Consider the following 26493-nt stretch of genomic DNA (forward strand, 5'->3'; position numbering starts at 1 on the left):
CAACGCCGGCCATCGGCGTTAGGGCAACCTCAAAAGAACTGTCGAGTTGGTTGCGCGCGGCTTTGCGTCATCAGAGGCGCAAGGCGGTCGCGTGTGAGGATTGCGCGCTCCCATAGGCGGTTTCGGCATGTGCCTCGCCTTCGACATCGACATTGCGGCCAAGCAGGAAATCGGCGGCTTTCGAGGCATGGCTTGCGGCGCGGAAGATGGCGCGGTTGTCCTCGCGCAAAACCGTCAGCCATGAGCCGATGTAGTCGGCATGGCGCACGGTCGGCTCGATGCCGAGACTGCTGCAGATGAAGGCTGATGCGATTTCGGCGACCAGTTCCTCGCGCGCATAGGTGTTGGACCCGAAGGAGCCGGACAGGTCGCGCGCGAGTCGCCTCGGGTGGCCGGTCCAGTGGCCAAGCTCGTGAAAGCAGGTCCGGTAATAGTCGATCTGGTGGAAGAAAGCCGGCTGCGGCGGCACCTGTATGGTGTCGCTGCCGGGCATGTAGAAGGCGCGCTCGCCGCCGACGCGAAAATCAGCGCCGGTTGCATGAATGAGCGCCTCGGCCTGCGGGACCATCTCGCGCTCAGGCAGAGGCTCGCCGGCGGCGTAAAGATGTTCGGGCAGATTATCGCACTGCGCGACATTGAAGACGGTGAAGCGCTTCAGGAAGGGCACCGCCTGCGGTTCGTCGCCATCGGTGTCGGCGCGTTGCTTTTCGTTCTTGGGAACAAAGCGGTCAGCGTGAACGATGGTGGTGCCGTGCTCGCCCTTCCTGACATTGCCGCCAAGCGAAAGCGCCTGCCGGAAGGTGAGCCAGTTCTGGCTGGGGAAACCGCGCTCGATGACCGCGCCCCACAGGATCAGGATATTGATGCCGGAATATCGGCGCTGGGTGGCCGCATTCCGCGGCAGGCCGAGGCCTGTCCTTGCCCTGCCCCACGGCTTGACCCATGGCACGGTGCCGCGCTCCAGTTCGGCAATGATGCGGTCGGTGATTTCCTGATAAAGGCTGGCGCCGGTGCGCCCGCCGCTGTCTGCGCCAGCCTGTCGGCTGCCGCAACGTTTGTTGTTTGCACGCATCGTGATGTCCTCCGCTCTACAATCGCGCGCCCTCCCCGGAAGCGGGGTGGGCGGCAAAAGCGACCGGAAAGGCCCGCCGTCGGAGGCGGACTGCATCAGCAGGACCGGAACGGAGTGGAGGACCCGAAAGCGACAAGCGAAGGGTTGCGGGACGCCGCGGCGGGCCTAGAAGGGAGTGCTGCCCACCCTGCGCCAGGGGGAAGGCCACAATAGAAAGACGCCGGCCGACAGGCCGGCGACCGTCAGCAGCCGAAGGCTGCCCCGCGCCAGGGGGCGATGCCGCAGGGCCAAGACCGCCTGAGCTTGCCGAAGAAAAGCGGGCTCGGTTCACGAGCACCCGGCCAGCGACTTCAGGCGCGGGCGCTCAGGATTGTTGTTGGCGCCCACGGCAGCTGGATGACCGCAACAAGATTACGAGGAGCGACAGCAAAGCCAGCTGCCACAAACGGCACGCTCCGGCAACAACAGCGTGGCCGGTCTACAGATGCTGCCCCGCACGAGAGCCAGCACGCTTTGAGCGCGCATCGGCGATGCAAGCGTTGCAAGCTGGCCATGTCCACAAGGTCGGCGACCACTATATCGCCGACCACCAACGCGGGCGTACCGTCTAAGTGCAGACCTTTCGCGAGTGCGCGGACGCGCGCATTTCATCTGCGATGGCCGGATCTTGCATTCCCGCTTGAGCTGCTCAACGTCAAGGCCTACACGCGCTGCGATCTTGAGAGTGACCCTTCAACTGGGGGAAATCATAAGGGCGCGGTGGAATTCGTCGAACTTTCCCTGTTTTCTCGAGGCGAGTGCGGCGAAGGCTGGGAATTGGGAATCCGGTCCCAGGACCGGGAACTGTTTGATCACAAGCTTCAGATTGGGCTCATGCTTGAAGGCTTTTTGGTAGTTGATATCAGCCAGTCTGCAATGCGGACAGTTGTGGTAGTCATTGAATATGACCAGAACGGCATCGCCTTGCGGGTTGCCGGCGATTGGCGAAGGAGATCGTTGTCGAATGCGCCGCTCCACTTTTGCCTGTCGGTCGACCACGCCTGCCGGTGCAGGTTCGCGCTATATTGGCTCGCCAGCAAGGCGAGGAGTAAAAGAAGAGCTGCGACAGTGATGGCAGTCGGCTTAGACATGAGTCTCCAATCCATGGACGGCGTGGCAGCAACGGCCGCCTTTTTGGTGTAAAATGGGTCAGTTTTGATCGTGCCCCGCAGTTGCTACAGGCGCACAGGTGCCGGTGCGATCTGGCGGTTTCTCAAATACGGCTTTGCGCCATCGGGTCCACCCCAATAGCTGAGCGTCGTTCGCACGGGGAATTGTGTTCACCACGCCGGGCGACTTGACCGTCCACCGCCAGAGCGCTGAACGGTCCGCTAGTGAGGCGCTCCCCGAATCGTCGTTTATCCCGCTCGCCCCGGACCGGGTGACAGCCAGCGTTGCCGCTACGCTGCGGAGAAAAACCGTCAGCGCGTGGCATTCGGACATAAGCTGATCGACGCCAAGAATAAGCCCCACGGAGGTGACCGGTGCGGCCGGAACAAGAAAGAGCGTTGCAGCCATTGTGACGAGGCCTGCACCGGTAATGCGGGTTGTTCCGTTCGAAGGGAACAATGCGACAAACAGCATGAGGATCCGGCAGCCGATCGGGAGATCAGTTTTCGTCGCTTGGGCGATGAAAAGGGCGGCGAGCATCATATTCGTGCCGTCCAGATTGAATGGAATGAGACCCACGACCGAATGCGTGGCGCCGGCCTTTTCCATCTTCTCCATGAGCGAGGCCAGCGCGGCCTCTGAGGAGGACATTGCGAGCAGCAGCTCGTCCTTGATGTATCGGACGAGAGAGAAGAGCGAGCGGCCGTTGTAGCGGCAGACCGCGCCGAACAGGATCGAGAGGAACAGGACCGAGAGGAACAAGACTTGCAGGATGTCGCCTTCCGCGAAGGCACTGGCAATCGTTGACGGGATGATGTTCATCAGGAAGCTGGTCACGGACTGCTCGTGAGCCGTGGCCACATAGCCCTTAACGGCTTCGACATCGAGCGAGGCCGGATCGATGTTGAGGCCGGCGCCAGGCTGAACGATATTCGCGACAATCAGCCCGACAAGGAGTGCTAGCGTCGAGAAGGTAAGGAAATAAACCATCGCCTTGGCGGCAACTCGGCCGACCTTCTGCAGATCGCTCATGCCGGCAATGCCGGTCGCCATTGTCAGGAAGATGACAGGTACGGTGATTATCTTGACGACATCGACGAAGGCATCGCAGAGCGGCTTCAGGCTGTGGCCGGTCTCCAAATGGAAATAGCCGATTGCGGCACCCAGGATTATGGCGGCAAGTACCTGCACGTAGGTCCGGGCAAAATGGCGCTTGCGGGGCGCTAAGATCGCGCGGGGAACTCTTGGAACCAACACCGTCTCTCTCCTTGACCGGATCGGGGTGGGGCTCCTCCCTCTCCCATGCAGTGCTCCGGTCGAACGCTGCGCCCACTTCGGCGCAAACGATGTGCCAAATAGCAAGAGGGGAAAACGCGCAGGACCTCACGCAATGCTTGCGATTCGCTCTCCCACACTCGTGCAGTGGTTGCCTGTCGCAACTATGGAAGGGTCGATTCTGGGAACTCCAAAGGCCGCTCTTTGCGTCGACGCAGCTTGGCTGCCTGGAAGGTTCCCTCTTTGCCTTGCGGTCTGCGAGCTGGGTCCAGATGGTCATCATTTGGCTGCGCGCTGCACGGGGCTCGAAAGATTCAATCGAGGACGGGTCCTCTTGGAAAACGGGGGCAGCGTTGGTCAAGCCCTTCCACCCTGCTGTCCCAATGGTGTTCAGAAGCTCAGTTCACGATCAAGCGATGGATCAGCGTCATCTGGCGTTTGCGCCATCGCGGCGGCGTTGCAACGGGTCTGCCAAAGATGAGCAGGCCGCGAGGCAGGGTCCGAGACCTAGACTCCAACCTCATAGCGCGCTCGGCTCGCGTTCGGAAGGTTCGAACCGCAGCACGATCAGGTGGCGACACCGTTGGTCGGAACCGGAACCCGACGAATGATCGTTCGTGACCGACATCTGTGAACAAGCAGTATGTGTCATTGCAATCACCACCCGTTGCGCGGAAATGCCCATATGGCCGTGAATGAACTGGATTTGGTGATTTTCCAGATGGCGGTGGAAAGCGTCCGCTTGCTCTCTTCAAGCTTTGATGAGAAGGCGGCTGAGATAGCCACGAGGAGCCGTGGTAGCCTTCTTTTTGACGTGCGGGTGGACGGTGACCTGGAGGTCCAGCGAGTCGCAGCCATTGGATATCCAGGCGACAAGATCGGTGTGGTGGCATTGGACCGAGAGGGCCTTGTTAGCTGTTGTTGCCTTGTCAATGGCACCTTCTCACCTTTCATTGCACCGTTGGAGAACTGGACCAGCATGCCCCTTTCGATGCAGGCCCAGATCGATGTCACAGGCTATGCGAGGCTCCTTCTGGCCGCCTTGCGAAATGCTGGACATATGCTGGACAGGTAGCATCGCGATGATGTCTGTGATGAGATGGTGCAAACGGCTGGATGAGGCGATCGCTTGCTGGCAGCTTTGGCAACAAAGCGATCGGTGAGTTCGCAATGCTGGAACACGTCCTTTAGACTCTGCAGTTAAGTTAGCGGACTACCATCTGACGAATGCCCTCTGACAGTCTGCATGGCGCGGCATGCCCTCTTAGGAATGCAGCCGTGGTTCTACACCATCGGCTGTTTTTGTGTCGAAGGCGACGGGCACGCCATGAACGAAGGAAGCGGCCGCCAACAGTTCCTCCAACTCGCGGTCGGTGGCCTTGCATGCCGGCATTAGTGTTCGGATGGCGCGGATCGCCTGCGCCATGGAGAGAAAGCGGACCCTTCCCCTGGAAAGGACATAGGCTTCTGCGGCTTTTTCGACGGTGACGGTGTGAAACGAATTGGTCATGACGAATTCCTCCCTGAACCCTGACCAACCCGACTTATGGCACGAATTCGACCGCCTTCAAGCCTATGTCCGATTGCGGACAATCGCTGCGATTCGTTCAAAACCGCTGATGCTTTTGGGCGACCTGGTGAGGGGCAAGGAGACGTCGGCTGAACCCGTTTCAACCGACATGCTTCAGGCAGCGGCCAGGCCGAAATAACGCTGCTCCTCCTTGTCATAAGCGCCATGTGTGAGCTTTATCAATCCGGCACGGTCGATGATCGTGATCTCGCCGCGCTTGGCGTGCACCAGTCCTCGATACTCAAGCATTTGCAGGGCCGTGGTGACCCCGGGCGGTGGGCGCGAGCATGGTCGCCAGAAATTCATGCGTCGGGAGGATCTTATCTCCTTCCGCACGGTCGTGGACCATCAGCTGCCAGCGGGCCAGCCGTTCTTCGACCTTGGAGTGGCCATTGACCAGTGCCGTCCGGCATGATTGGACGAGGAACGCGTGGGCATAGTCCAGCACTGAGGTGCGAAGCGACGGGCTAATCGCAGGGCGAAGGTTTTCAACCGGCAGGCGCCAGGTAGTGCTTTCCTTTCCGAGAATGACGGCAATTCCTTTCATCCCGTCATAGCCGACAATGCCGACTTCACCTTGCCGCCCGCCGGTCATGGTGGCGACCACCGACGCGATGCCCCTCTCGGGAAAATATACGTTCTTGATCGGCTGATGCGCGACCTCCAACTTGTCCTTGATGCCCGGTTCGACGTGATGCAGCGATGGTCGCAAAAGCGCGAAGTCCTGCGGGGTGAGGGCTTCAGCACCTGGTCGCGAAAGAGGGATCGGGCAAGGCTCTCTTCCAACGGGGCAAGAGCGCGTACGTCTTACTGTCGGCTGCACCGAAGTAAATGCCGGCCGATGCCAAAGCATAGGCTTCGAAACGCGCGATTGCAAAGCCCTGTCGGGGCAGTGCAGTCATGCTAGAAGTCGCGCCGCCTACGATAGGCAGCGGATGACATGATTCCCTTCTGCGGCGGCCACCAAGAACGGCTCGGGCACGCTTTAATCGTTCATACACAAGCTCGCAGGAATGTAAGCAGCGGAACAGTCGGGTGATTCGTACCGCCCTGCCCTTTCAGAGATCAAGTCATTGGACGTCAATTCGGCTGGAACGCCTCGTCGAACGGCCCAGGAAAATGCAGCCGGATGAGCAATGGTGGTTCACCTTATGTGCGGTCCCGGATATGCGGTCCGGCGGCTCATCTCCCAATGGCTTGTCGATGGGGAAGTGGAACTCGTCATGTCGCCGCGAACCGTCACCGCGCTAGCGGGGCTCTTTTGAAGACGCCGGTGTTTTTCTTTGTGGAACTGAATCTGTGAGGTGATTGATGCATGAATCAAACATTTGCGTATTTCCGCTGCATCGGCGACGTATATTGGTCGAAAGTATCGCCCAGGCCCTCGAGACCAAGAACGGCGAGGCGGCGAGCGCGTTCTGGCGCTGTGCCGCCAAGAAAATGCTCATTCAATTGTCCGATGTAGGAATTGCGCCAGAGCTCGCTGCGCAGGAGGTTGGAAGCCTTCTTCATGCGGTCTTGGACGACATGGCCAACCGAACGGTAATGCACAAAGCATAGGCTCGGGCGCTGTTGGACCGCGCGTCAGCTCGGGTCCTTATCGGGGGACTGCTCCGACTGGCCGACGGTCCGGCCAAACCGGCATACCGGCAAAGCTTTGAGGTTGCGATCGCTCACGGCGGCCGGTCCAATATTCTAAGACGACCTCAGAAGCCACGTTGGCTTCTTTGGACGAAGCGGAGGGGCGCCATTTTGGCGTGCTCACGCTGGACTGCGGGTTGCGCCTACGGAAATCCAAAGTCCGGCCGCGCGAGCCAATCGACCGGAACAGTCGAAAGCTCGTGGGGCGGGTCCGCTCACCCTCACGGCGGCGGTGGCGGCCGTGAGCAGACTTAACTCAAGTCACGGCTGAGCATCCGCAGGCGCTATGCCGATTGGATGAGAACTGGTTGCCACAACACCGGCCCGTTGAGGCGTCCCCTCCAGCGGATGCGCAAGAGACTGGCGTAGGAAATATCGAGGAAGCCGGCGACTGCCTCGGTGTTGCCGACCTGCTTGGGCTGTCCGATACGTGACAACGGCCAGGTCGCGAGACGAAGGATCCTTTCGATGCGCGTATCTGTCACCGTTACGATCCCGGAGAGATTGTTGGCCAAGCCGAATTCGATGATCCCCGCGAAGAGCTCGTAGGTTGCTTGGGCCAGGCCGCCAGCTGCCTTCGGCGCTGTCGCAGGGAGATCGAGCGCGAAACGACTACTCTCCCAGATATCGGCACTCGCAGGGACCACCATCTCATCCAGCAGCGTCGGAAACGTATCGCGCAACATTGTCGGTCCGGTGGTCGGCAAAAGGCGGACGCAGCCGCAAGTTCGCCAATCGGACCCCTTGAGAAGCAGGTAGACGGGGTTCAGGCTGTCAAACGAGTCCGTTTCCATTTCGCCTTCGGTCTGCACTTCCCAATCGAGCCGCTTCTTGAAAACCCGATACCTAAGTCCGTGCATTTCCTTGAGTTCGCTCGCAAACTCGGCGTAGCAGTCGGGTGTTATCAGCTGCATCATTGTCGTCTCCGTGCGGGATGTGTCCACGCAATCGAAGGGCAAAGCCGTCATGAATGCAGCCTGTAGACCTTTACAGCTAGACTTGGAGAGGATCAGGATCTCGCCCGAGCAGCCATCCGCACTACGGCCTGGTTGATGGTTCGCACGCCAAGCTTCGCCTTGGCGTTTTCCTGATGGAAGGTCACGGTGCGTTTCGAGACACCGAGAATCTGGCTGATATCCCAGGCCGACTTGCCGCACGCCGCCCATTTCAGGCACTCGAACTCCCGCCGGGTGAGCATTATGCCATCTACCACGCAATCTTCGGCGAGCCTGCGCCGGGCATGGATATGAACGTTGATCGCAACCAGTTGCATTGCTTTTTCGTAGCGCGTCAGCGACCTCAGAAATGGCGGATGCGCCTCGTTGGAGGCGAAGGTCAGTGCGGCGAACCGGCCGCGATGATCATGCATCGACATGGTCAGTCCGCCGCGAATGCCGAACTCAGCTGCTTTTTCCAGGACTTCCTGCTGAGAGGTCGGCAAATAACGGTGATCGCGGTCCACACCCCAGTCGAAGGTATCCCAGCCCCGCAGTCCCCGCAGGATCACGGGATCCACGCTGTGGTAGCGCTGTTGCAGGTAATGTGATGTCCATGATGATGGATAATTCGAGATCAATCGCGGCCTGTCGCCGGAAGCGGATGGGTAGGTGAAATAAGCGAAGAGCGGAAAGTCGAACCCGGCTGCGGCGGACGCCATTGCCTCATGGAGATCGACGGCATCGACGCTTGCAGAGAGTTGCTCGACCAAGGTTTCAAATACGCGATGCATCTGCGCTTAGCGTACCTCGCGGAGGTTGCTGGAAGCCGACGGAGACGTGGTTCTAAATGATGGCCTGTCCCTGCAGGGCATACGACGCGCCGCCGTCATCACCGCAATTGCTGTGCTGCTTCCGATTGGAGAGAGCTCCGCCCACCTGACCAACTACCGATGGGTGATATTGCGACGTTATCGATGAGCCGCGTGTCGCCAAGCCAAGCCGCAGCAAGCAAGCGTGCCGGTCGGTCAAGGCTTGCTAACGATTGCAGGTCTGTTTCTCCGCGAAGCTCCAGGTATTCGAGCTCGCGATAGCCGGCAGCCAGAATTGCTGCACGCGCTTCATCAAGCGTAGGCAGGATGGGGGAGCCGCGTGCAAGCCGCTCGGCCGTATCGAGCAGGACCGATGCTAGTTTTGGGGCAATGGCGCGTTGGGCTGGGGAGAGCCGCACGTTACGCGACGATAGCGCAAGACCATCGGCTTCGCGGACTGTCGGACAGGGCACAATAGTGATCGGAATGTCGAGATCCCGGACCAAGCGCCTGACAAGCTGAAGTTGCTGAAAATCCTTTTCGCCAAAAAAGGCGAAGTCAGCGCCGGCCTGCAGGAAGAGCTTGGCCACGACCGTCGCCACGCCATTGAAATGGCCGAGCCGGAATGCGCCGCAAAGGCATTCGCTGATGCCGGACACTGAAACGGCCGTGGCGAAGCCCACCTGGTACATTTCCTCTGTGTCCGGCACATAGAGCAGATGCGTGCCCAGCAGAGCGAGCTTGGCAGCATCGTCGCTTTCCGTCCGAGGGTAGGCAATCAGGTCGGCGGGGCTGTTGAACTGCTTGGGGTTTACGAACAGCGTCACGATCACCCGCTCGGCCCTTTCGAGCGCCTTCCGCACGAGGCTCAGATGCCCGTCGTGCAAGGCTCCCATGGTCGGCACAATACCGATCGTGGCACCCGAGCGACGCCATTGCGCAACGACGCCGCGCAGCTCGCTCACGGTTCGAGCGATCGGCACGCTCATGTGAAGTCACCGGCCTTCAAGGCGTTGACATAGAGATGTTCGACCGCCGGAAAGTGCCGGTTCCGCATATCGGTGGCGTAAGCGGCGATTGCCGCCTCAGCCTGCTCACCGAGCTCGGCATAGCGTTTGACGAACTTCGGCCGAAATGAGGTGAAGAGCCCGAGCATATCGTGGCTCACCAGAATCTGGCCGTCGCAAGCTGGCGAGGCACCGATGCCGATGGTGGGTATGTCGATATCGGCGGTTATCTGCCGTGCAAGCTGCTCCGGTATCTTTTCCAGCACCAAGGAGAAGGCGCCAGCTTCAGTTACCGCCCTGGCGTCGCGCCTGATCCGCTCTGCATCGGCTCCCCGGCCCTGCACACGATAGCCTCCAAACGTGTTTACCGCCTGCGGCGTCAGGCCCACATGGGCCATGACAGGTACGCCGCGCGCGGTAAGGAAGCGGATGGTTTCCGCGATGGTCTCGCCGCCCTCGATCTTTACCGCTGAACAACCGGTCTCACCCATCACGCGCGCAGCGTTGCCGAAAGCGTGCTCTGGGCTTTCCTCGTAGGAACCGAAGGGCAGGTCGACGACCATCAGCGCGTGTTCAAGGCCGCGGCGAACGGCCTGTCCGTGCATGATCATCATGTCGAGCGTGACCCCCAGCGTCGACGACAGGCCGTGCAGCACCATGCCGACGCTGTCGCCGACAAGAACGATGTCGCAGTGGCGATCGAGCAGCCTCGCGACCGGCGTGGTGTAGGCCGTCAAGCATACAAGTGGCGTCTGGCCTTTTCGCGATCGAATATCTGGAGGAGTCATCCCTTTTATCTCACCAGCCGCGCTCAACCGAGGCCCCTTCCCTTACGTTACCAACAGCGGGTGTCGCGTTTGGCATATTTTTGTGCGACTGCGAAGAGCTAAAAACAGCGCTTGAGTACTCCGGTGTTGACGTGCTGGCTTCCAAGGTTACATTCAATCGATTAAGGCGCTCCGTTGGGCCAACCCGCTTTCGCAAACATGGATCCTCAGACAAGAAGAACCAAGAAAGGCAAAGCCGCCGTCAAAGCTGACGAAGCCAAAGTGGACCTGACTGCCGTCGTGGTCGCCGTAAACGACAGTGAGCCCTGTGTCCTCACAGTCGGTCATGCGGACACCCTCCCTTCTGGACCTTTTGCCCTTGAGCATCGATCACTGCAGTCGGGTTTGAGGGGGTGGGTGGAGCAGCAGACCGGCCATGCACTTGGATACATCGAGCAACTCTACACCTTCGCCGATCGCGATCGCATCGGCACTGAGCGCCACCAGCGCGTCATCTCAATCAGCTATCTCGCATTGACCAGGAAGGAACAGGCAACGAACTCGGCCGCGTGCGGCTGGCAAAGTTGGTACGAATATTTTCCCTGGGAGGACCACCGCTTCGGCACGCCGCCTGTGCTGCTCGATAGATTGCGGCCCCGCCTGATTGAGTGGGCCGGCGGCGCCAGCGAGCCGACCACTCAACGCGAGCGCCGGCAGCGCGCTGCGATAGCCTTCGGCTTCGACGACCGCCATTGGAACGAGGAACTCACGCTCCAACGCTACGAGTTGCTCTATGAAGCTGCTCTGATTGAGGAGGCCGGTGGCGGCAGGGACGCGATTGCGGCCGCGGCTGGCAAACCAATGGTCGCTGACCACCGTCGTATTCTGGCAACCGGGATCGCGCGGCTGCGTTCGAAGATCAAATACCGGCCGGTCGTGTTCGAGCTTATGCGGCCTTCCTTCACGCTGCTGCAACTGCAGCGAACCGTGGAAGCTTTGGCTGGCAGGCTGATCAACAAGCCGAACTTCCGGAGATTGGTCGAGCAGCAGGAACTTGTTGAGGAGACCGGGGAGACCTCCCTCGACACGGGCGGCCGACCGGCGAAGCTTTATCGCTTCCGGCATGCCGTCCTCGACGACAGGGCTATCGCCGGGACAAAATTACCGCTGGCGCGGGCTTGACATACTTATAGTCAAGGTAGATATATTCCCTTATTGTCAAACCGAATATAATCGAGGCGCCAATGACTGGGGCGTTACCTATGGCTGCGTCCTTGTATGAGCGTGTCCGGCGGGTGATCCCACCCGTTGAATGGCCCGCGTTCGCCGGCGATATTGAAGCCATCTTAGCGCTGAAGCGTGAGCGCAATGCGGTGGTGCTGGCGCACAATTACCAGACGCCCGAAATTTTTCATTGCGTGGCAGACATCGTCGGCGACAGCCTGGCGTTGGCCCACAAGGCGGTGACGGTCGACGCCGACATCATCGTGGTTGCCGGCGTTCATTTCATGGCCGAGACGGCAAAACTGCTCAATCCGAACAAGACCGTGCTCATCCCGGATCTCCGCGCCGGCTGCTCGCTGGCCGAATCGATCACGGCAAACGACGTGCGGCTAATGCGGCTGCGGTATCCGGGGGTCCCCGTTGTTACTTACGTCAACACTTCCGCCGCCGTAAAAGCGGAGTCCGACATCTGCTGCACGTCCGGCAACGCCAAGGCGGTGGTGGAATCGCTTGGCGTGGCGCGTGTGCTGATGCTCCCGGACGAATATCTGGCGAGGAACGTGGCAGCCGATACAGACGTCGAGATCATCGCCTGGAAAGGCCATTGCGAGGTGCATGAGCGCTTCACCGCAGCAGACATCCGGGAACTGCGCGATGCCCATCCAGGCGTCATCGTGCTGGCCCATCCAGAATGCCCACCAGACGTTGTCGCGGAGGCGGAGTTCTCCGGCTCGACCGCGGCGATGTCGGATTATGTCGAGCGTGAGAAACCGAAGCGTGTCGTCCTTCTGACCGAATGTTCGATGAGCGACAACGTCGCGGTCGCGCATCCCGACGTCGAGTTCGTTCGCCCATGCAATCTGTGCCCGCACATGAAGCGCATCAACCTGGCCAACATTCGCGCCGCACTCGAGCAGAACCGGCATGAGGTCCGGATTGATCCCGAAATTGCCGGCCCCGCCCGCCGCGCGGTCGAGCGCATGCTTTCCCTATGAGTCTGGAGGTTCGCGAAATCGCGGGGGCGCCGGTCGTCATCGGCGGCGGCATTGCCGGCCTGATGACGGCGCTTCATCTGGCGCCGGAACCGGTCGTGCTTTTGACCAACGCGCCGCTTGGAACCGGAGCCTGCAGTGAACTTGCCCAGGGCGGTCTTGCGGCAAGTCTCGGGGGCGACGACGGCCCAGATTTTCACCTTTGCGACACGATAGCTGCCGGCGACGGACTCTGCGATGAGGCCACGGTGCGGCGAGTGGTACGAGCTGCACCCGAAGCGATTAGGACGATCCAAAGGTTCGGCGTCGACTTCGACCAGCACCCTGACCGCGCGTTGCGACTTGGGCTCGAGGCGGCACACTCGCGACGGCGGATTGTGCATGCAGCCGGCGACGCCACCGGTCGCGAGTTGGTGCGCGCGCTCGTCGCCGCGGTTCGGCGTACAGCCTCGATCACCATTATCGAAAATGTGGAGGTCCGCCGGCTGGTCGTGCAGGACGGGTCGGTCATCGCCGTGGTCGCAGCAGGACGAGCCGGCGCGCTCGCTCTGCCCACGCGTCGCGCGGTGCTGGCGACCGGCGGCGTCGGCGGGCTGTTTTGCGACACGACAAACCCCGCTGGCTCATGGGGTCACGGGCTGGCGCTCGCCGCATGGGCGGGGGCGGAACTCGCCGACTTGGAATTCATACAGTTCCATCCAACTGCGCTCGACGGTCCGCGCCGGCCGATGCCGCTGGTGAGCGAAGCCGTGCGTGGCGAAGGCGCGGTGCTCATCGATGAGCGAGGAGAGCGCTTCCTCGCCGACACACCTGGCGGTGAACTTGCGCCTCGCGACGTCGTAGCGCGCGCCATTTGGCACCAGCTTGCCGTTGGACGCCGCGTATTCCTGGACGCACGGCAAAGTCTCGGCCCGAGATTTGGCAAGCGTTTTCCAGGCATCGCCGAATTGTGCCGGAGCGCAGGAATCGACCCAGCGACCGACCTGATCCCGGTGCGCCCGGCGGCACATTATCACATGGGCGGCGTCGCCGTAGACAGCGCCGGCCGCAGCTCCATCGAGGGATTGTGGGCCTGCGGTGAGGTGGCCTGTACCGGCCTGCACGGCGCCAACCGCCTGGCCAGCAACTCGCTCACCGAAGCGGCGGTCACCGCGAGCTGGGTTGCCGAAAGCGTTGCCGGCACGTCGTATACCCGGCGACCGCGCAGATGCTCCACATTCGTCCCTCCACGACCAGACGCTTCCGTGGTCCGCCCGATTGTCTCCGCCGCCCTGGGTATCATCCGCGACGGCGAGGCAATGCGCGAAGCGGTGGCGACCCTGCTGCCGATCGCAGCCAATAGTGTCGCTGCCTCTGGTCCGGCTTTGGTCTCACTGATGATCGCCGCGGCGGCCCTGAGGCGGGAAGAGAGTCGAGGCGCGCACTGTCGGTCCGATTTCCCGCTCCACGATGCCAACGTGCGCCCATCACGGCTGACACTGCACAGCGCAATGCGGGCCGCGGCCGCACTCGATTGCCGGGCTACCATACGGAGCACTTGATATGACTTCATTCTCCCCCCTCCCCGCGACCCTGATCGAACCGATTGTGCGCGTTGCGCTCCTCGAAGACCTGGGCAGATCCGGCGACCTGACCACCGATGCGGTTATCCCGTATGATTGCACTGCCACGTTGGTGCTCAAAGCGAGGCAGGCGGGCGTCGTTGCCGGGCTCGATCTGGTCTCGTATGCCTTCCTTCTCGTGGAACCGGCGATCAACATCCAGATCTGGCGCCCTGATGGCAGCGAGGTTGGGGCCGGGGAAACCATTGCAAGATTGTCCGGACCCGCACGAGGCCTGCTCACGGCCGAACGCACGGCCCTCAATTTCTTATGCCGGCTGAGCGGCATTGCCACTGCCACAGCGGCCATGGTTGAGGCCGTGCGCGGTCACAAGGCGAGGATTGTATCGACGCGAAAGACGACGCCCGGGCTGCGGGCATTGGAGAAATACGCCGTGCGCGTCGGCGGCGGTGCCAATCACCGGTTCGGCCTCGATGACGGCGTGCTCATAAAGGACAACCACATCGCGATCGCCGGCGATATGCGCACAGCAATAGAGCGGGCGCGCGCCGCAGCAGGGCATATGGTGAAGGTCGAGGTCGAGGTCGACACGCTGAAGCAGCTCGATGCAGCGCTCGCGATTGGTGTTGACGCGGTGCTGCTCGACAATATGTCGGTCGAGGATCTTGCCCGCGCGGTTTCTATAGTGGATGGCCGTACGATCACCGAGGCGTCCGGTCGGGTGATGCCGAAAACGGCGGCGGCGATTGCGGCGACCGGTGTCGATCTCATCTCCATGGGTTGGCTGACGCACAGCGCCCCGATCCTCGACATCGGCCTGGACATGCCGGACCACCAGAACATCTGCAAGCACTTGAACTGAGGATTACGGCGTGAGGAGCAACATCAGCTCGGCAGGCGTAGGAGGTGCTGGAAAGACGTGCCGCAGCTCGCCTTTAGCGAGTGCGCCCCAAAGCCAAGAAGGCGTACCGGACTAGCAAACAAAGGTTTGACGATGACGATTGGAATGAACTCGGAGTTCGACGTGAACCAGACCATGCAATCGGTCGACGGAACGCCTCCGCGATGGAACCGCAAAGAGGCCGAGGCCATCTACGGCATGCCATTCAACGATCTGCTGTTCCTGGCTCAGACGATCCACCGCCAGAACTTCGATCGAAACCGAGTGCAGCTGTCGCGGCTCCTTAGCATCAAGACCGGCGGGTGCCCCGAAGATTGCGGCTATTGCAGCCAGTCTGCGCATTACGAAACCGGTGTGAAGGCGTCGAAGCTGGTGGACGTCAAGCATGTCATCGACGAAGCGGCCAAGGCGCGTGATGGCGGCGCAACGCGCTATTGCATGGGCGCGGCGTGGCGAAGTCCCAAGGAGCGCGACATGGACGTTGTGGTCGCCATGATTGAGGGCGTCAAGGCCCTCGGCATGGAGACCTGCATGACGCTCGGCATGCTCGATCTTGAGCAAGCTGCTCGCCTGAAGCAGGCCGGTCTCGACTACTATAACCACAACATCGATACCTCTGAGCGCTACTATGGCGAGGTTATTTCAACCAGGACTTTTGCCGACCGGCTGAAAACGCTTGGGCACGTGCGCGCGGTTGGGATGAAAGTCTGCTGCGGCGGCATTGTCGGGATGGGAGAAGAAAAGACCGATCGCATCGACATGCTGGTCACGCTCGCGAACCTGCCCGAGCCGCCGGAAAGCGTGCCGATCAACATGCTTATTCCCATCGAAGGCACGCCGCTTGCCGCGGCCGACGCCATCGATCCGATCGATTTCGTCCGCATCGTTGCGCTCGCGCGGGTGATGATGCCGAAATCCTATGTAAGGCTGTCCGCCGGCAGGACGGCGATGAGCGACGAAACGCAGGCGCTGTGCTTCTTTGCCGGCGCCAATTCGATCTTTGTCGGCGACACGCTGCTGACGGCGGGAAATCCCGGCGAGGACAAGGATACCCTTCTGTTCCGGCGCCTCGGCATTGAGCCTATGGAACTCGCCACGCAATGAAGGAGGCAATTCTTGCCCGCTATGACGCAACCTTGCGGGGACTGGGGCGCAAGGACCGGTTGCGGACGCTCGCACCGCGCGCCGGGCTCGACTTCTCGTCGAACGACTATATCGGACTTGCCGCCTCCAAAAGACTGGGCGATGCGGTTTCGACGGCGATTGCGCGGGGCACGCCAGTGGGCGCCACCGGATCGCGGCTGTTGCGCGGCAATGCACCGGAACATGAGCAACTGGAGGCGGACGCAGCGGCATTTTTCGGAGCCGAGCGTGCACTGTTCTTCGGCAGCGGCTATATCGCCAACTTCGCTCTGCTGACGGCCCTGCCGCAGAAAGGCGACCTGCTGGTCCTCGACGAGCTCGCTCATGCCAGCATGCATGAGGGTGCCCAGGCCGGGCGCGCTGAGTTCAAGCTGGCCGCGCACAACGACGTCGACGCTGTCGAGGACGCAATCACCCGCTGGCGCGCCGAAGGCGGCATGGGGCGGGTGTGGATCGCCTTCGAAAGCCTTTACAGCATGGATGGCGACCGTGCGCCGATGGAGAGCCTGGTCGCGCTGGCTGATCGGTACCAGGCATTCATCGTCGTCGATGAAGCGCATGCCACCGGCGTCTGGGGACCGGACGGCCGGGGACTGGCCGCCGCGTATGAAGGCCGCGACAACATCGTCACGCTCCACACATGCGGCAAGGCGCTTGGCGCATCCGGCGCGCTCGTTACCGGACCGCGAACACTGTGCGACTATCTTATCAACCGGTGCCGGCCATTCATCTATGCGACCGCACCATCGCCGCTGATGGCAGTCGCGGCACGTGAGGCGCTGACTATTCTGTCTGACGAGCCTATGCGTCGTGCTCAGTTGCACGAGCGTGTCGCTTTCGCGAGCCGGCAATTGGCCGAACGCTGCGGCGTGATGCCCAGCGGCTCGCAGATCCAGCCGCTTGTGATCGGCGATAACAGCCGCACCATGGCGGTGGCGGCAGGACTGCAGGCACGCGGCTTCGACATACGCGGCATTCGCCCGCCGACAGTGCCTGAGGGTACGTCGCGCCTGCGCATTTCGCTGACTCTCAACGTCGACGAAGCCGACATTTCCGCCATGGTCGAGGCTCTCGTCGGAGTGTTGGCCACAGCATGACCAAACGCATCGTCGTCACCGGAACAGACACTGGAATTGGCAAGACAGTGTTTTCGGCCGGACTTGCCGGGCTGCTCGACGGCTTCTACTGGAAGCCGGTGCAATCGGGCCTCAACGAGGAGACCGACAGCGAGGTCGTCGCCCGGCTTTCCGGCTTGCCCGACGGACGCGTGCTGCCCGAAGTCTATCGACTGACGATGCCGCTGTCGCCGCATCGATCAGCCGAAATCGACGGCGTCGCGATCGAGGCCGACGATCTTTCATTTCCGGTCCTGCCGACACCGCTCGTCATCGAAGGCGCCGGCGGGCTGATGGTGCCGCTCAATCGACAGACAAGGTTCATTGACATATTCGAACAATGGCGGCTGCCGGTCATACTGTGCGCCCGCACCGCGCTTGGCACCATCAATCATACGCTGTTGTCGATCGAGGCCCTGAGAGCCCGCTCCATCCCGCTCATCGGCATTGCCTTCATTGGCGAAGAGGTGGCCGATACACAAAGGACAATCGTGGAATTCGGCGGCGTGCCGCAGCTGGGCAGGCTGCCGCACCTCGGTCCGCTGACGGGTGAAACGTTGAGAGATGCAATGATTTCCGGCTTCGACCTGGCCATGATTGCCGGAGGCGACTGATGGCGGAGTCTCGAGTCTGGCATCCGTTCACGCAGCACGCGCTAGAGCCCTCGCTCCCTGAAATCGTGCTGACTGAAGGCGCCTATCTCCACAAGGCCGACGGCTTCCGCATCCTCGATGCGATTTCTTCCTGGTGGGTCGTCACCCATGGCCATCGCCACCCCCGCATCATGAAGGCCATCGAGACGACCGCCTCGAGCCTCGACCAGATCATCTTCGCGGGCTTCACCCACGAGCCGGCCGAACGGCTGGCCGAGGCGCTTGTAGGCATCGCACCCGCCGGCCTCCACCGGGTGTTCTATTCCGACAGTGGCTCGACCTCAGTCGAAGTCGCGCTGAAGATGGCGCTCGGCTATTTCCGTAACATCGGCGCGTCGCGTTCGCGCATCGCCGTCATGGAGCACAGCTATCATGGCGACACCATCGGCACGATGAGCGTCGGCGCCCGTGGCGTCTTCAACGCCGCCTATGAGCCTTTGCTGTTCGAGGTCGACACCATCCCCTTCCCGGCCGCCGGGCGCGAGCAGGAAACGCTGGATCGGTTCGAGGCCGTTAGCCGCGACCGGCGCGCAGCCGCGCTGATCGTCGAGCCGCTGGTGCTTGGCGCCGGCGGCATGCTGATGTATCCGGCCTGGGTTCTTGCCGAATTGAAGAGGATCGCCGAAGCCTCCGGCACGCTCGTGATCGCCGATGAAGTGATGACCGGCTGGGGGCGCACCGGAACCATGTTTGCCTGCGAACAGGCGTCCGTCTCGCCCGACATCTTGTGCACCTCGAAAGGTCTGACCGGTGGTACCATCCCGCTGGCCGCCACGATCGCCACCGATGCCATCTTCCACGCTCACTTTTCGGAGGATCGCAAGAAGACGTTTTTCCATTCGAGCTCCTACACCGCCAATCCGATCGCCTGCGCGGCAGCACTTGCCAATGTCGAGATCTGGCGTGACGAGCCGGTGGCCGAGCGGATCGCGGTCTTGAGCGCGAGGCAGGCCGCGGGGCTGCAACGCTTCCGGGACAATCCATATTTCACCGACTGCCGGACAACCGGCACCATCGCGGCACTCGACCTACGCACCGGCTCAGCCGGTTATCTGGCCGAGATCGGGCCAAAACTGCGCGCTTTTTTCCTTGAGCGCGGCCTGTTGGTGCGCCCGCTCGGCAATGTCCTCTATCTTCTGCCGCCCTATTGCATCACCAGCGACGAATTGGACGGGCTCTATGACGCGATAGAGGAGGCCGGCGAACGCTTCGGCTCGCGGCCATGAACCTATCGTCGCGCGTTCTCGGCTTCGGCCATCATGCGCCGACGCGCAAGGTCGAGAACCCGGAAATCGAAGACCGGCTCGGGCTTGAGCCCGGCTGGATCGAGCGGCGCACCGGAATTCGCTCGCGCTTCTGGGCAACAGACGAAGACACGCTGTCGGGCCTTGCCGCCTCTGCCGGCGACATGGCGCTGACCAATGCCGGTATCGACCGCGGCGACGTCGGTCTACTCTTGCTCGCCACGTCGACGCCCGATCACCTTCTGCCGCCAAGCGCGCCGCTGGTCGCACATCGGCTGGGGCTAGGCCGCGCCGGAGCGATCGACCTGACCGGCGCCTGCGCCGGCTTCATCTATGCGCTGATGTTCGCCGACGGGTTCACCCGCCTGCACGGCAAAGCGAGCCTTGTCATCGCCGCCAACATCCTCAGCCACCGCATCAATTTGGCCGAGCGCGCCAGCGCCGTGCTGTTTGCCGATGCCGCCGGCGCCATGGTGATCAGTCCTTGCGATGACCCGGATCGAGGCATTCTCGGCGCTTCGGTGGATTCCGACGGCTCGCGCTACGGGCTAATCCAGATTCCCGCCGGGGGAAGCAACACTCCGTTCCATGCCGACCTCGACCTCGCGCAGACACGGATGACGATCACTGACGGCCGTGAAGTATTCAGCAAGGCCGTGGAGATGATGACCGCCTGCTCGAGAGATGCGCTCACTGCTGCCCGACTGAGGCCGCAAGACCTCGATCGTTTCGTGCCGCATCAGGCCAATGCGCGCATTTTCGACGCGGTCGGCAGGAACCTCGGCATCGCTGATCACTCGATCGTCAAGACGATCGCCGAATATGGCAACTCTTCCGCCGCGACGATCCCGCTCTCATTGTCGCTGGCCCATCGGGCGCAGCCGTTTCGGCCTGGCGAGAAAGTCCTCTTGGCGGCAGCGGGTGCGGGTCTCAGCGGCGGCGCGCTTGTGGTGGGAATTTAGCAAAGCAATGCTTGCGCACAGGACTGCTCATGAATGAGACTATGAGAATGGCTCAATACGCAAATAGTCGCCGGCAAGCTCCATAGAGCTGGGGTCCGTGCGGTGCTCCGCGATGTCTAAGTATCGACCCGCTTGCTCAAATCGCAGCGCTCATCGAAGGCCAGCAATACCTCATGCAGAGCGAAAATCCCCAACCGCCCGTTTCAAAGACGCTCGCCCCATTTCGAAACAAGGTGTTTCGCTCAATTTGGGCGGCCACCCAGATTTCCAGCCTCGGTTGGCTAGTGCAAACGGTCGCCATCAGTTGGCTTATGGCAACGATTTCAGCGTCCGACCTCATGGTGGCACTCGTCCAGGCCGCATCCACATTGCCGGTGTTCTTCCTCTCAGTTTTCGCCGGAGCCATTGCCGACAACTTCAGCCGCCGGTGGGTGATGTTTGCGGGACACTGCCTGATAGCATCGGCGTCGACGACGCTGATGATTTCTGTGGGTCTGGGATTTGTCAGTCCTTGGCTGATTCTCGGGTTAGGTTTCCTGGCCGGCTGCGGCTTTGCCTTGAATGATCCGGCTTGGCACGCTTCGGTCGGCGATATCCTTCACAAACGCGACATTCCGGCCGCAGTGACGCTTATGTCCGTCGGATACAACATTGTGCGCAGCGTTGGTCCAGCCTTGGGGGGCGTGATCCTGGCCGTCTTTGGGCCGCTGGCCGCTTTCGCCTTGGCTGCGGTGAGTGATCTGGCGCCCATAAGCGCGATATGGCGCACCAAATGGGAGGTCCGCTCTTCGCCTCTCCCTCGTGAGAGAATGACGACGGCAATTCATGACGGAGTGCGCTTTACGGCGATGTCTTTGGAGATCAGGGCAGCGACCGCCCGAGCCGCTCTTTTCGGGTTGGCAAGCATCTCCATTCTGGCGTTGCTCCCCCTCGTCGTCCGGGATCAGTTGAAGAGTGGGCCAATTGTCTACGGTATCTTATTGGCCGGCTTCGGCATGGGTGCTTTCATCGCGGGTATGGGCAACGGCTTCTTGAGGAAGGTCACGTCTCAAAACAGGCTGGTGGCCTTCGCCTCTGTGGCTTGTGCAGTCTGTTGCCTCTCCCTTGCCCTTACATCGTCGCTTCCTGTGGCGGCCATTTCGCTGGCGCTCGGCGGAGCGGGTTGGCTTATCACCTGGACGGGCATTGACGTGTCGGTGCAGTTGGCAAGCCCAAGGTGGGTTGTAGGCCGCACGCTCTCCATTTACTACGCCTTGAGCGCAGGCGGTATGGCTGCTGGCAGCTGGATCTGGGGTTCTGTCGCGCAAAACTATTCCTTGACCTCAGCATTGGAGGGCGCCGCAGGCGCTCTGTTGCTGGTTGCAGCAGCGGGGATCGTGTTGCCGGTCCGTCCCTGGGAAGAAACCGATCAAGAAAGTTCAGTTTTTCATCCGCCGGACGTGGCTCTCGATCTGAAACCCAGAAGTGGCCCTATCGTGGCCAAGGTCGAGTATTTGATATCGGAGGAAAATATCGAGGCCTTTCTGGGCTCCATGCGCACGCGGCGACACGTCCAGAGCCGTGCCGGTGCACGAAACTGGACGCTCCAGCGAAATCTGCAAACACCGTCACTTTGGACGGAGACATTCCGCACCCCCACCTGGATGGACTTTCTCCGCCTAAATCATCGACTCACCGCAGCAGATAAGGAAGTCGCCCAGCATCTCCTGTCACTGCATGAAGGAGAGGTGCCTCCGCAGACAGTGCTTTCGATTGAACGGACGACCGAGGCAATTCGTACCCGTACCTCGACAATCTTTTCTCGTCCTCCAAGATGACGCCATCAAGCTGCTGTCCAGGGACAGGGTGGATCACCGGTGCTTTGCAGAGCACAGCCTCACACCGAGAGCAGCGTGCTCCGGGTTGTGCGCTTTCGCGCGCACCCAGGCGAGATGATGGTGAACGCGGCGTCAAGTGGAAGTCCCCTGCATACGCTTGCGGAGTCTTCTGCGAGAGCCCATGCCGACGAGCGCCAAACAAGGTCTGATGCCTTTCGGCGTCGTGGCCTCAACTCATCGATTCGCGAGAAAAGCATCGAATGCAGCAGCAACGGCGCGAACAACAAAGCGGTGCTCCGGCCGCACGCGGATGAAGCCGTTTTCGACGTCCAGGATCCCCTCCTCAGCCAGCGTCACCAAACTCTCAACTGAATCGAGAAAACGAGCTGGTTCGATTTCGTGGGCGGCACAGATGGTCGGCACGTCGGCCTCCAAATCGCACATCAGTCGCTCGATGATCGCTGCGCGCACCCGGTCATCGTCGGTCAGACGGTGACCCTTTGATGTCGCCAGACGTCCACTTGCGATGTGCCGGGCGTAAGAATCCCGTGTTACTTCGTTCTGAACATACCCCTCGCGGACTCGGCCAATAGCCGACGCGCCGAAGCCGATCACGTTTTGCAAGTATCGGCCGAGTATCCCAGCGAATTACGCCGTAGGCGCCCGGTCTTCTGGCGCTAGCGCAAGTTCGTCGTCCGGCGGAGCGAAATGATCGAGCCCGATCTCCCGGTAGCCAGCGCCAACCAGTGTCTCGGCGACAGTTGCAGCCTGTTCGGCGCGAAGATCGCCGTCCGGTAGACCTGCCTGCTCGATTAGGCGCTGATTCTTTATCACGGAAGGAATATGCGCGTATCCGAACACCGCAAGCCGGTTGGGGCGCATGGCGACCGCAGCCATCGCGGTCTGGATGCAGGACTGCACAGTCTGTTTCGGTAGACCGAAGATGAGGTCGAAGTTGATATGGCCAACGCCATGCCGGCGGAGATTTTGGACTGCAGCGGCCGTCTGCACCTTACTCTGGATCCGATTGATCGCCTTTGCACATCGGGATCAAAGCTCTGCATCCGATGCTCGCGCGGTTGACACCGTTAGCTGCCAGGGCTTCGGCCATTTCCGGTGTGAACGTTCGGGGATCGATCTCCACGGCGATCGCAGCAGTTTTGCTGAAAGCGAAGTGGCGGCGTAGAAATTCCATCAGCGCCAAGTGCTCGGCTGGCCCGATAAGGTGAGGCGTTCCGCCGCCGAAATGCACATCGCTCACCGGCAGCCCTTGCCGCACTTGCTCCGACACCAAACTGATCTCCTGACGCAGCACCGCTAAATAATTAAGGATCGGGCCGTTGCGACGGATGACCGCGGTAGGGAAGCCGCAATACCAGCACATGGATCGGCAAAACGGAATGTGGAAATAGAGCGACACCGATTCGTCGGCCGGGAGGCCCCCCAGCCATTCCTCATAATCGTCAGCACCAACTGCCGCAGAGAAGTCTGGCACAGTCGGATAGATGGTATACCAAGGCGGCCGGGGGTCCCGGTACTTTGTCAGGATTGAGGTGTGCAAGGAGCTGTCATCCCACGTCGCTCATCCATCATTCTTTCGTTGCGCGCTCGTCCTGGTCTCTGACCTAAGTCAGTGCGTCCCGCTTATGTCGCAGTCTCGTTTGGACAGGATGGGGTCAACCACGCCGGGGAGCGCGCGTGCCATGGTTGCGCCTGAGGTGATGGTGCGGTGCCGCATTCAACGTCTGAGTACGTGACGCCAGTGCAGTGTGCTTGAGGCGTCTGCGGAAGAACTTTGCAATGCGAAATTCATGTCCGACGCAACGGACCTGTCAAGCCTCGTTCAGACGCCATCCAGGTCCAGCCAGCGGCCTTCCCTGCCGGCCGAAAAACCATACCGGCTTTAGCCACCGAGACGCTCTAAAGCTGACGTCGGCTCATTTGATGAAAGGAGGACGCCGCTAGGGGGTGCACAAGGTTCCCCGGCTTGACGTCGCTTCGAGCGAAGAGCGGTGTGGCTTGTCGTCAAGCGCCGGGCAGCGTGCCCCCTACCGATATCCCGAAAAGATCGACCAAGATGGCCATGCCGACGCCACACGCGGTCTGGATGAGGCCGACCATGAAAATGCGATTGGCGCGTTCGTAGATGGGGCGCCGCAAGGAACTCATGTCGAGCAGCATGGACAGCGCTCTCATCTGCAGTGCGATGCCGAGCAGGATCGGCACTACGGCGAACAGATCGTAGAGTTGCCATGGCAAGGGGTTCGCGGCCCAATGAGTGAGGAAGCCGAGGGAAAAGGCAAGCAGGATACCCACGGCAGTGATTGTGCCGTTGCGGAAAATGGTCTCGATCGGTTCTTCCTTCGGATCGTGCTCGTCCAAGCGGCTTCCTTTCGTTGCTCTTTCCGTCGAGACTAAGTTCTCGAGAATACTGTTCATCGCCAATTACTCGAGGCGAGCCGTAGGCAGCCGTTTCAGGGTGCGCTCCCTCTCGCTTCCGGCCGCGCAATGTACCTGCACGGCGAACTTACAGCGGCGAAAAGGTGCTGCGGCCACCATGCGACGCCTCGGACGTGCACGCCCTCTGTTCCTGGCGCAGCCCTTGCGGAGCGTACGCGCAGTGATCCTTCTCGGTAGCGGATGGCGCGGCCTCCGTTGCGGTCAGACGGGAAGCCGTCGCTGTTAAACGAGACTGTCACATATCGAACATGGCGAACCGTGTCGCACATTTCTTTTCGCAGTGACCCTCAAAAAAAGTGATTCCAGCGAGACGAAGGCGCGTCGGCCCGATTTTGGTGTCGGCCGCATCTACGCTTCAGGTTGGCATGTCGCTTGCTGCTCTATTCGGAGAGCTGCAGCGGTCCGACCGGAGTGTTTCACATGTAAACGATAATGAATCTCCTAGCAGAAAACACTATTATAAGTACATGTGGCTTTTACGCTGGCTCACCTCTCGTGTCAAGCGCTTTGGCGTCCACATATTGGAGACAACACGCACAAAATTTAGAGGAAAAGCTTGCTCTTTCGCCTCTATCCTTTTTATTCCTTCATGGAGATCTAGACATGTACATCAAGAGTCCTCTTCTCGGCTTAACTGCTCTGATGACCATTTCCGTCGGTCGAGCAGCTGGCGCCGAGCGGGAACCGGCCGAGTACATCAAGATCTGCGACGTCCTCGGCTCGGGATATTCCTATATTCCCAACACCGAGACCTGCCTGCGCATCGGCGGCTATGTCCGTTACGATATCGGCCTGGGTGACGTCCGATCGTATGACAGCGCAAGAACCTCGGACGTGAGAACTGGCGAGGACCAAGGCACTTGGCGAAACAGCACACGCTTCACGTTCAAAACTTGGACCGGCCAGCAGACCGAGCTCGGCGCGTTGACGACCTATACCGAAACCCAGGTGAATTTTGGCAACAGCGCTAACTCGCATGACAGTCCTCAGAACTATGATTTCAACAGCGGCCTCGCACTGGCTTCTGCCTGGGTCGAGCTGGGAGGCCTGCGAGTTGGCAAGGAGGGGTCGGCCTTCGATACGTTTGCAAGCTACGCTGGCAACGTTCTCGATAGTATGCTCGTTCCGTCGGCCGGCTTCGACACCAACGTGGCTCAGTACCACTTCGACGCCGGCAACGGCATTTCGACTGTGATTTCGCTCGAACAAGGATCGGGCTCAGCCGGTACTATCGACAGCTATATTCCGCACGTTGTCGCCGGCTTGAAATACACGCAAGGCTGGGGCTCGATCATCGGCGTCGCGGCTTATGACAGCAATTACGAAGCTTTTGCCGGCAAGATCCGCGTCGACGTCGCTGTCACAAACCAGCTGTCGCTGTTTGGACTCTTCGGCTACGGTTCCAATGCCAGTCTCAACGAGGACTCAAACGGCGCAATTGCCAATCATGGGCGCGGCTCGTACAAAATCTGGAACGGCCAGTGGGCTTTCTGGGCGGGCGCCACCTACGAGTTTGACGAGAAAACTTCGTTCAACCTTCAGGTCTCGGGTGATCAGCTCAAGGATGCTGGTGTGGCTGCAAACGTCGCCTACATGGTCGTTCCCGGCTTCACGGTCACAGCCGAGGTCGATTACGACCACTACGGCAACTCTGGCCTCGGCCCTGCCGAGCCTACCGCCGTCAAGGGCACGAGCAAGCCGAACAGCGTCGGCGGCATTCTCCGCTTACAAGGCTCATTTTGAAATCTCTCCAGTCGCGAGCATGGCAAAGGCACTTGCCTCGACAACGCACGCATGGAGAGCTTCGTTCGCCATCTTGAAGTCTGCATCGACCGTCCACGGCCCATCGTACCAACTAGAAACTGAAAGTTATGAGCCCTGTGTACTACACCTAGCCCTTGACCTGCCCGATGAACCGGCCAGGGGCCGTCAGTTCAAATTCGGGGCCGTTTAGAGGGCAGTGTGAGGCCGTGTTAGGTAAGCGCCACTGCAATGTCGAGGCCGCGACACGCCTGTCGCTTTGGACGGCTGGAATTGCCCTTCGCGGCGCCATTCATTCTCTCAACATTTACGTGATAATGCACGCTGAGTCCGAGCCGCGTGGCAGCACCCATCCTAGGTGTGAGCTTTCGAGAGGTTGTCCATTCGGACCGGACCGAGGAGACTGGAGTTACCACGCTTCAGCATCCATC

General features: G+C 60.8%; 24 protein-coding genes and 1 pseudogene. 13 read left to right on the forward strand and 12 right to left on the reverse strand.

Translation table 11 applies throughout. From position 1 onward, the window contains the following. Positions 1-70: 70 nt before the first annotated feature. The 3 genes from P9236_RS28550 to P9236_RS28560 form a co-directional block, all read right to left on the reverse strand. Complete coding sequence (locus P9236_RS28550) at positions 71-1072, reverse strand: zincin-like metallopeptidase domain-containing protein (protein ID WP_063169241.1); 1002 nt, start codon at positions 1070-1072, stop codon at positions 71-73. A 732-nt stretch (positions 1073-1804) separates the two neighbouring features. Next, positions 1805-2110 carry a thioredoxin domain-containing protein gene (locus P9236_RS28555; protein WP_126057771.1) on the reverse strand — a complete coding sequence of 102 codons (306 nt, stop codon included), beginning with the start codon at positions 2108-2110 and terminating at the stop codon, positions 1805-1807. 150 nt (positions 2111-2260) lie between these two features. Continuing rightward, entirely contained in the window at positions 2261-3475 is a 1215-nt protein-coding gene (locus P9236_RS28560; protein ID WP_210326676.1) for a cation:dicarboxylase symporter family transporter, read from the reverse strand. Positions 3476-4181: 706 nt separating this feature from the next. Here P9236_RS28560 and P9236_RS28565 point away from each other — a divergent pair. Continuing rightward, positions 4182-4571, forward strand: a complete 390-nt coding sequence (locus P9236_RS28565) for a hypothetical protein (protein ID WP_024505560.1) — start codon at positions 4182-4184, stop codon at positions 4569-4571. Between the two features lie 189 nt (positions 4572-4760). Here the strand turns inward: P9236_RS28565 and P9236_RS28570 are convergent, their stop codons facing one another. The 3 genes from P9236_RS28570 to P9236_RS28580 form a co-directional block, all read right to left on the reverse strand. Beyond that, positions 4761-5006 carry a hypothetical protein gene (locus tag P9236_RS28570; RefSeq protein ID WP_063169243.1) on the reverse strand — a complete coding sequence of 82 codons (246 nt, stop codon included), beginning with the start codon at positions 5004-5006 and terminating at the stop codon, positions 4761-4763. A 174-nt stretch (positions 5007-5180) separates the two neighbouring features. Continuing rightward, entirely contained in the window at positions 5181-5315 is a 135-nt protein-coding gene (locus P9236_RS28575) for a hypothetical protein (protein ID WP_256754986.1), read from the reverse strand. Further along, the gene (locus P9236_RS28580; protein WP_224570941.1) at positions 5308-5778 is read right to left on the reverse strand and encodes a hypothetical protein; all 471 of its coding nucleotides are present in this window, start codon (positions 5776-5778) and stop codon (positions 5308-5310) included. Before P9236_RS28580 ends, P9236_RS28575 begins: the two co-directional genes overlap by 8 nt. A gap of 599 nt (positions 5779-6377) precedes the next feature. Here P9236_RS28580 and P9236_RS28585 point away from each other — a divergent pair. Further along, positions 6378-6626 (forward strand): DUF6074 family protein, encoded by a 249-nt coding sequence (locus P9236_RS28585; protein WP_063169245.1) that lies wholly within the window; start codon positions 6378-6380, stop codon positions 6624-6626. Positions 6627-6991: 365 nt separating this feature from the next. On the opposite strand, the gene P9236_RS28590 is transcribed toward P9236_RS28585, so the two are convergent. The 4 genes from P9236_RS28590 to panB all read right to left on the reverse strand — a co-directional run bounded on the left by P9236_RS28590 (position 6992) and on the right by panB (position 10276). After that, positions 6992-7624 carry an acyl-homoserine-lactone synthase gene (locus tag P9236_RS28590; protein ID WP_063169246.1) on the reverse strand — a complete coding sequence of 211 codons (633 nt, stop codon included), beginning with the start codon at positions 7622-7624 and terminating at the stop codon, positions 6992-6994. 92 nt (positions 7625-7716) lie between these two features. Then, positions 7717-8436 (reverse strand): LuxR family transcriptional regulator, encoded by a 720-nt coding sequence (locus tag P9236_RS28595; protein WP_063169247.1) that lies wholly within the window; start codon positions 8434-8436, stop codon positions 7717-7719. Between the two features lie 98 nt (positions 8437-8534). Further along, entirely contained in the window at positions 8535-9443 is a 909-nt protein-coding gene (gene panC, locus P9236_RS28600; protein ID WP_063169248.1) for a pantoate--beta-alanine ligase, read from the reverse strand. Next, positions 9440-10276 carry a 3-methyl-2-oxobutanoate hydroxymethyltransferase gene (panB, locus tag P9236_RS28605; RefSeq protein ID WP_063169249.1) on the reverse strand — a complete coding sequence of 279 codons (837 nt, stop codon included), beginning with the start codon at positions 10274-10276 and terminating at the stop codon, positions 9440-9442. Before panB ends, panC begins: the two co-directional genes overlap by 4 nt. Positions 10277-10447: 171 nt before the next feature. Here panB and P9236_RS28610 point away from each other — a divergent pair, with 171 nt between their 5' ends. From P9236_RS28610 to P9236_RS28655, 10 genes are all read left to right on the forward strand, one after another. Next, positions 10448-11410 (forward strand): membrane protein, encoded by a 963-nt coding sequence (locus P9236_RS28610; RefSeq protein WP_024505567.1) that lies wholly within the window; start codon positions 10448-10450, stop codon positions 11408-11410. A 62-nt stretch (positions 11411-11472) separates the two neighbouring features. Beyond that, positions 11473-12447, forward strand: a complete 975-nt coding sequence (nadA, locus tag P9236_RS28615; RefSeq protein ID WP_063169250.1) for a quinolinate synthase NadA — start codon at positions 11473-11475, stop codon at positions 12445-12447. Further along, positions 12444-13985, forward strand: coding sequence for an L-aspartate oxidase (locus P9236_RS28620; protein ID WP_063169251.1), 1542 nt, complete (start codon positions 12444-12446; stop codon positions 13983-13985). The genes nadA and P9236_RS28620 overlap by 4 nt, the downstream gene beginning before the upstream one ends. A 1-nt stretch (position 13986) precedes the next feature. Continuing rightward, positions 13987-14868, forward strand: coding sequence for a carboxylating nicotinate-nucleotide diphosphorylase (gene nadC, locus P9236_RS28625; RefSeq protein ID WP_063169252.1), 882 nt, complete (start codon positions 13987-13989; stop codon positions 14866-14868). Positions 14869-15042: 174 nt separating this feature from the next. Next, positions 15043-16011 (forward strand): biotin synthase BioB, encoded by a 969-nt coding sequence (bioB, locus tag P9236_RS28630; protein ID WP_224570943.1) that lies wholly within the window; start codon positions 15043-15045, stop codon positions 16009-16011. Next, positions 16008-17147, forward strand: coding sequence for an 8-amino-7-oxononanoate synthase (locus P9236_RS28635; RefSeq protein WP_024505572.1), 1140 nt, complete (start codon positions 16008-16010; stop codon positions 17145-17147). The genes bioB and P9236_RS28635 overlap by 4 nt, the downstream gene beginning before the upstream one ends. Further along, positions 17144-17779 carry a dethiobiotin synthase gene (bioD, locus tag P9236_RS28640; protein ID WP_063169254.1) on the forward strand — a complete coding sequence of 212 codons (636 nt, stop codon included), beginning with the start codon at positions 17144-17146 and terminating at the stop codon, positions 17777-17779. Before P9236_RS28635 ends, bioD begins: the two co-directional genes overlap by 4 nt. Further along, positions 17779-19044: an adenosylmethionine--8-amino-7-oxononanoate transaminase gene (locus P9236_RS28645; RefSeq protein ID WP_063169255.1), complete on the forward strand. Its 1266-nt coding sequence runs from the start codon at positions 17779-17781 to the stop codon at positions 19042-19044. Before bioD ends, P9236_RS28645 begins: the two co-directional genes overlap by 1 nt. After that, entirely contained in the window at positions 19041-20024 is a 984-nt protein-coding gene (locus P9236_RS28650) for a beta-ketoacyl-ACP synthase III (protein WP_063169256.1), read from the forward strand. The genes P9236_RS28645 and P9236_RS28650 overlap by 4 nt, the downstream gene beginning before the upstream one ends. Positions 20025-20197: 173 nt before the next feature. Beyond that, positions 20198-21841: an MFS transporter gene (locus tag P9236_RS28655; protein ID WP_063169257.1), complete on the forward strand. Its 1644-nt coding sequence runs from the start codon at positions 20198-20200 to the stop codon at positions 21839-21841. Positions 21842-22075: 234 nt separating this feature from the next. On the opposite strand, the pseudogene hemN reads toward P9236_RS28655, so the two are convergent. Continuing rightward, positions 22076-23402 (reverse strand): annotated as a pseudogene (hemN, locus tag P9236_RS28660) (oxygen-independent coproporphyrinogen III oxidase). 464 nt (positions 23403-23866) lie between these two features. Further along, complete coding sequence (locus P9236_RS28665; protein WP_024505577.1) at positions 23867-24223, reverse strand: hypothetical protein; 357 nt, start codon at positions 24221-24223, stop codon at positions 23867-23869. A 681-nt stretch (positions 24224-24904) separates the two neighbouring features. Here P9236_RS28665 and P9236_RS28670 point away from each other — a divergent pair. Then, on the forward strand, positions 24905-26044 hold the full coding sequence (locus P9236_RS28670; protein ID WP_063169258.1) for a porin: 1140 nt from the start codon (positions 24905-24907) through the stop codon (positions 26042-26044). Positions 26045-26493: the final 449 nt, after the last annotated feature.

This window comes from Mesorhizobium sp. WSM4884, from assembly GCF_029625675.1.
GTDB lineage: Bacteria > Pseudomonadota > Alphaproteobacteria > Rhizobiales > Rhizobiaceae > Mesorhizobium.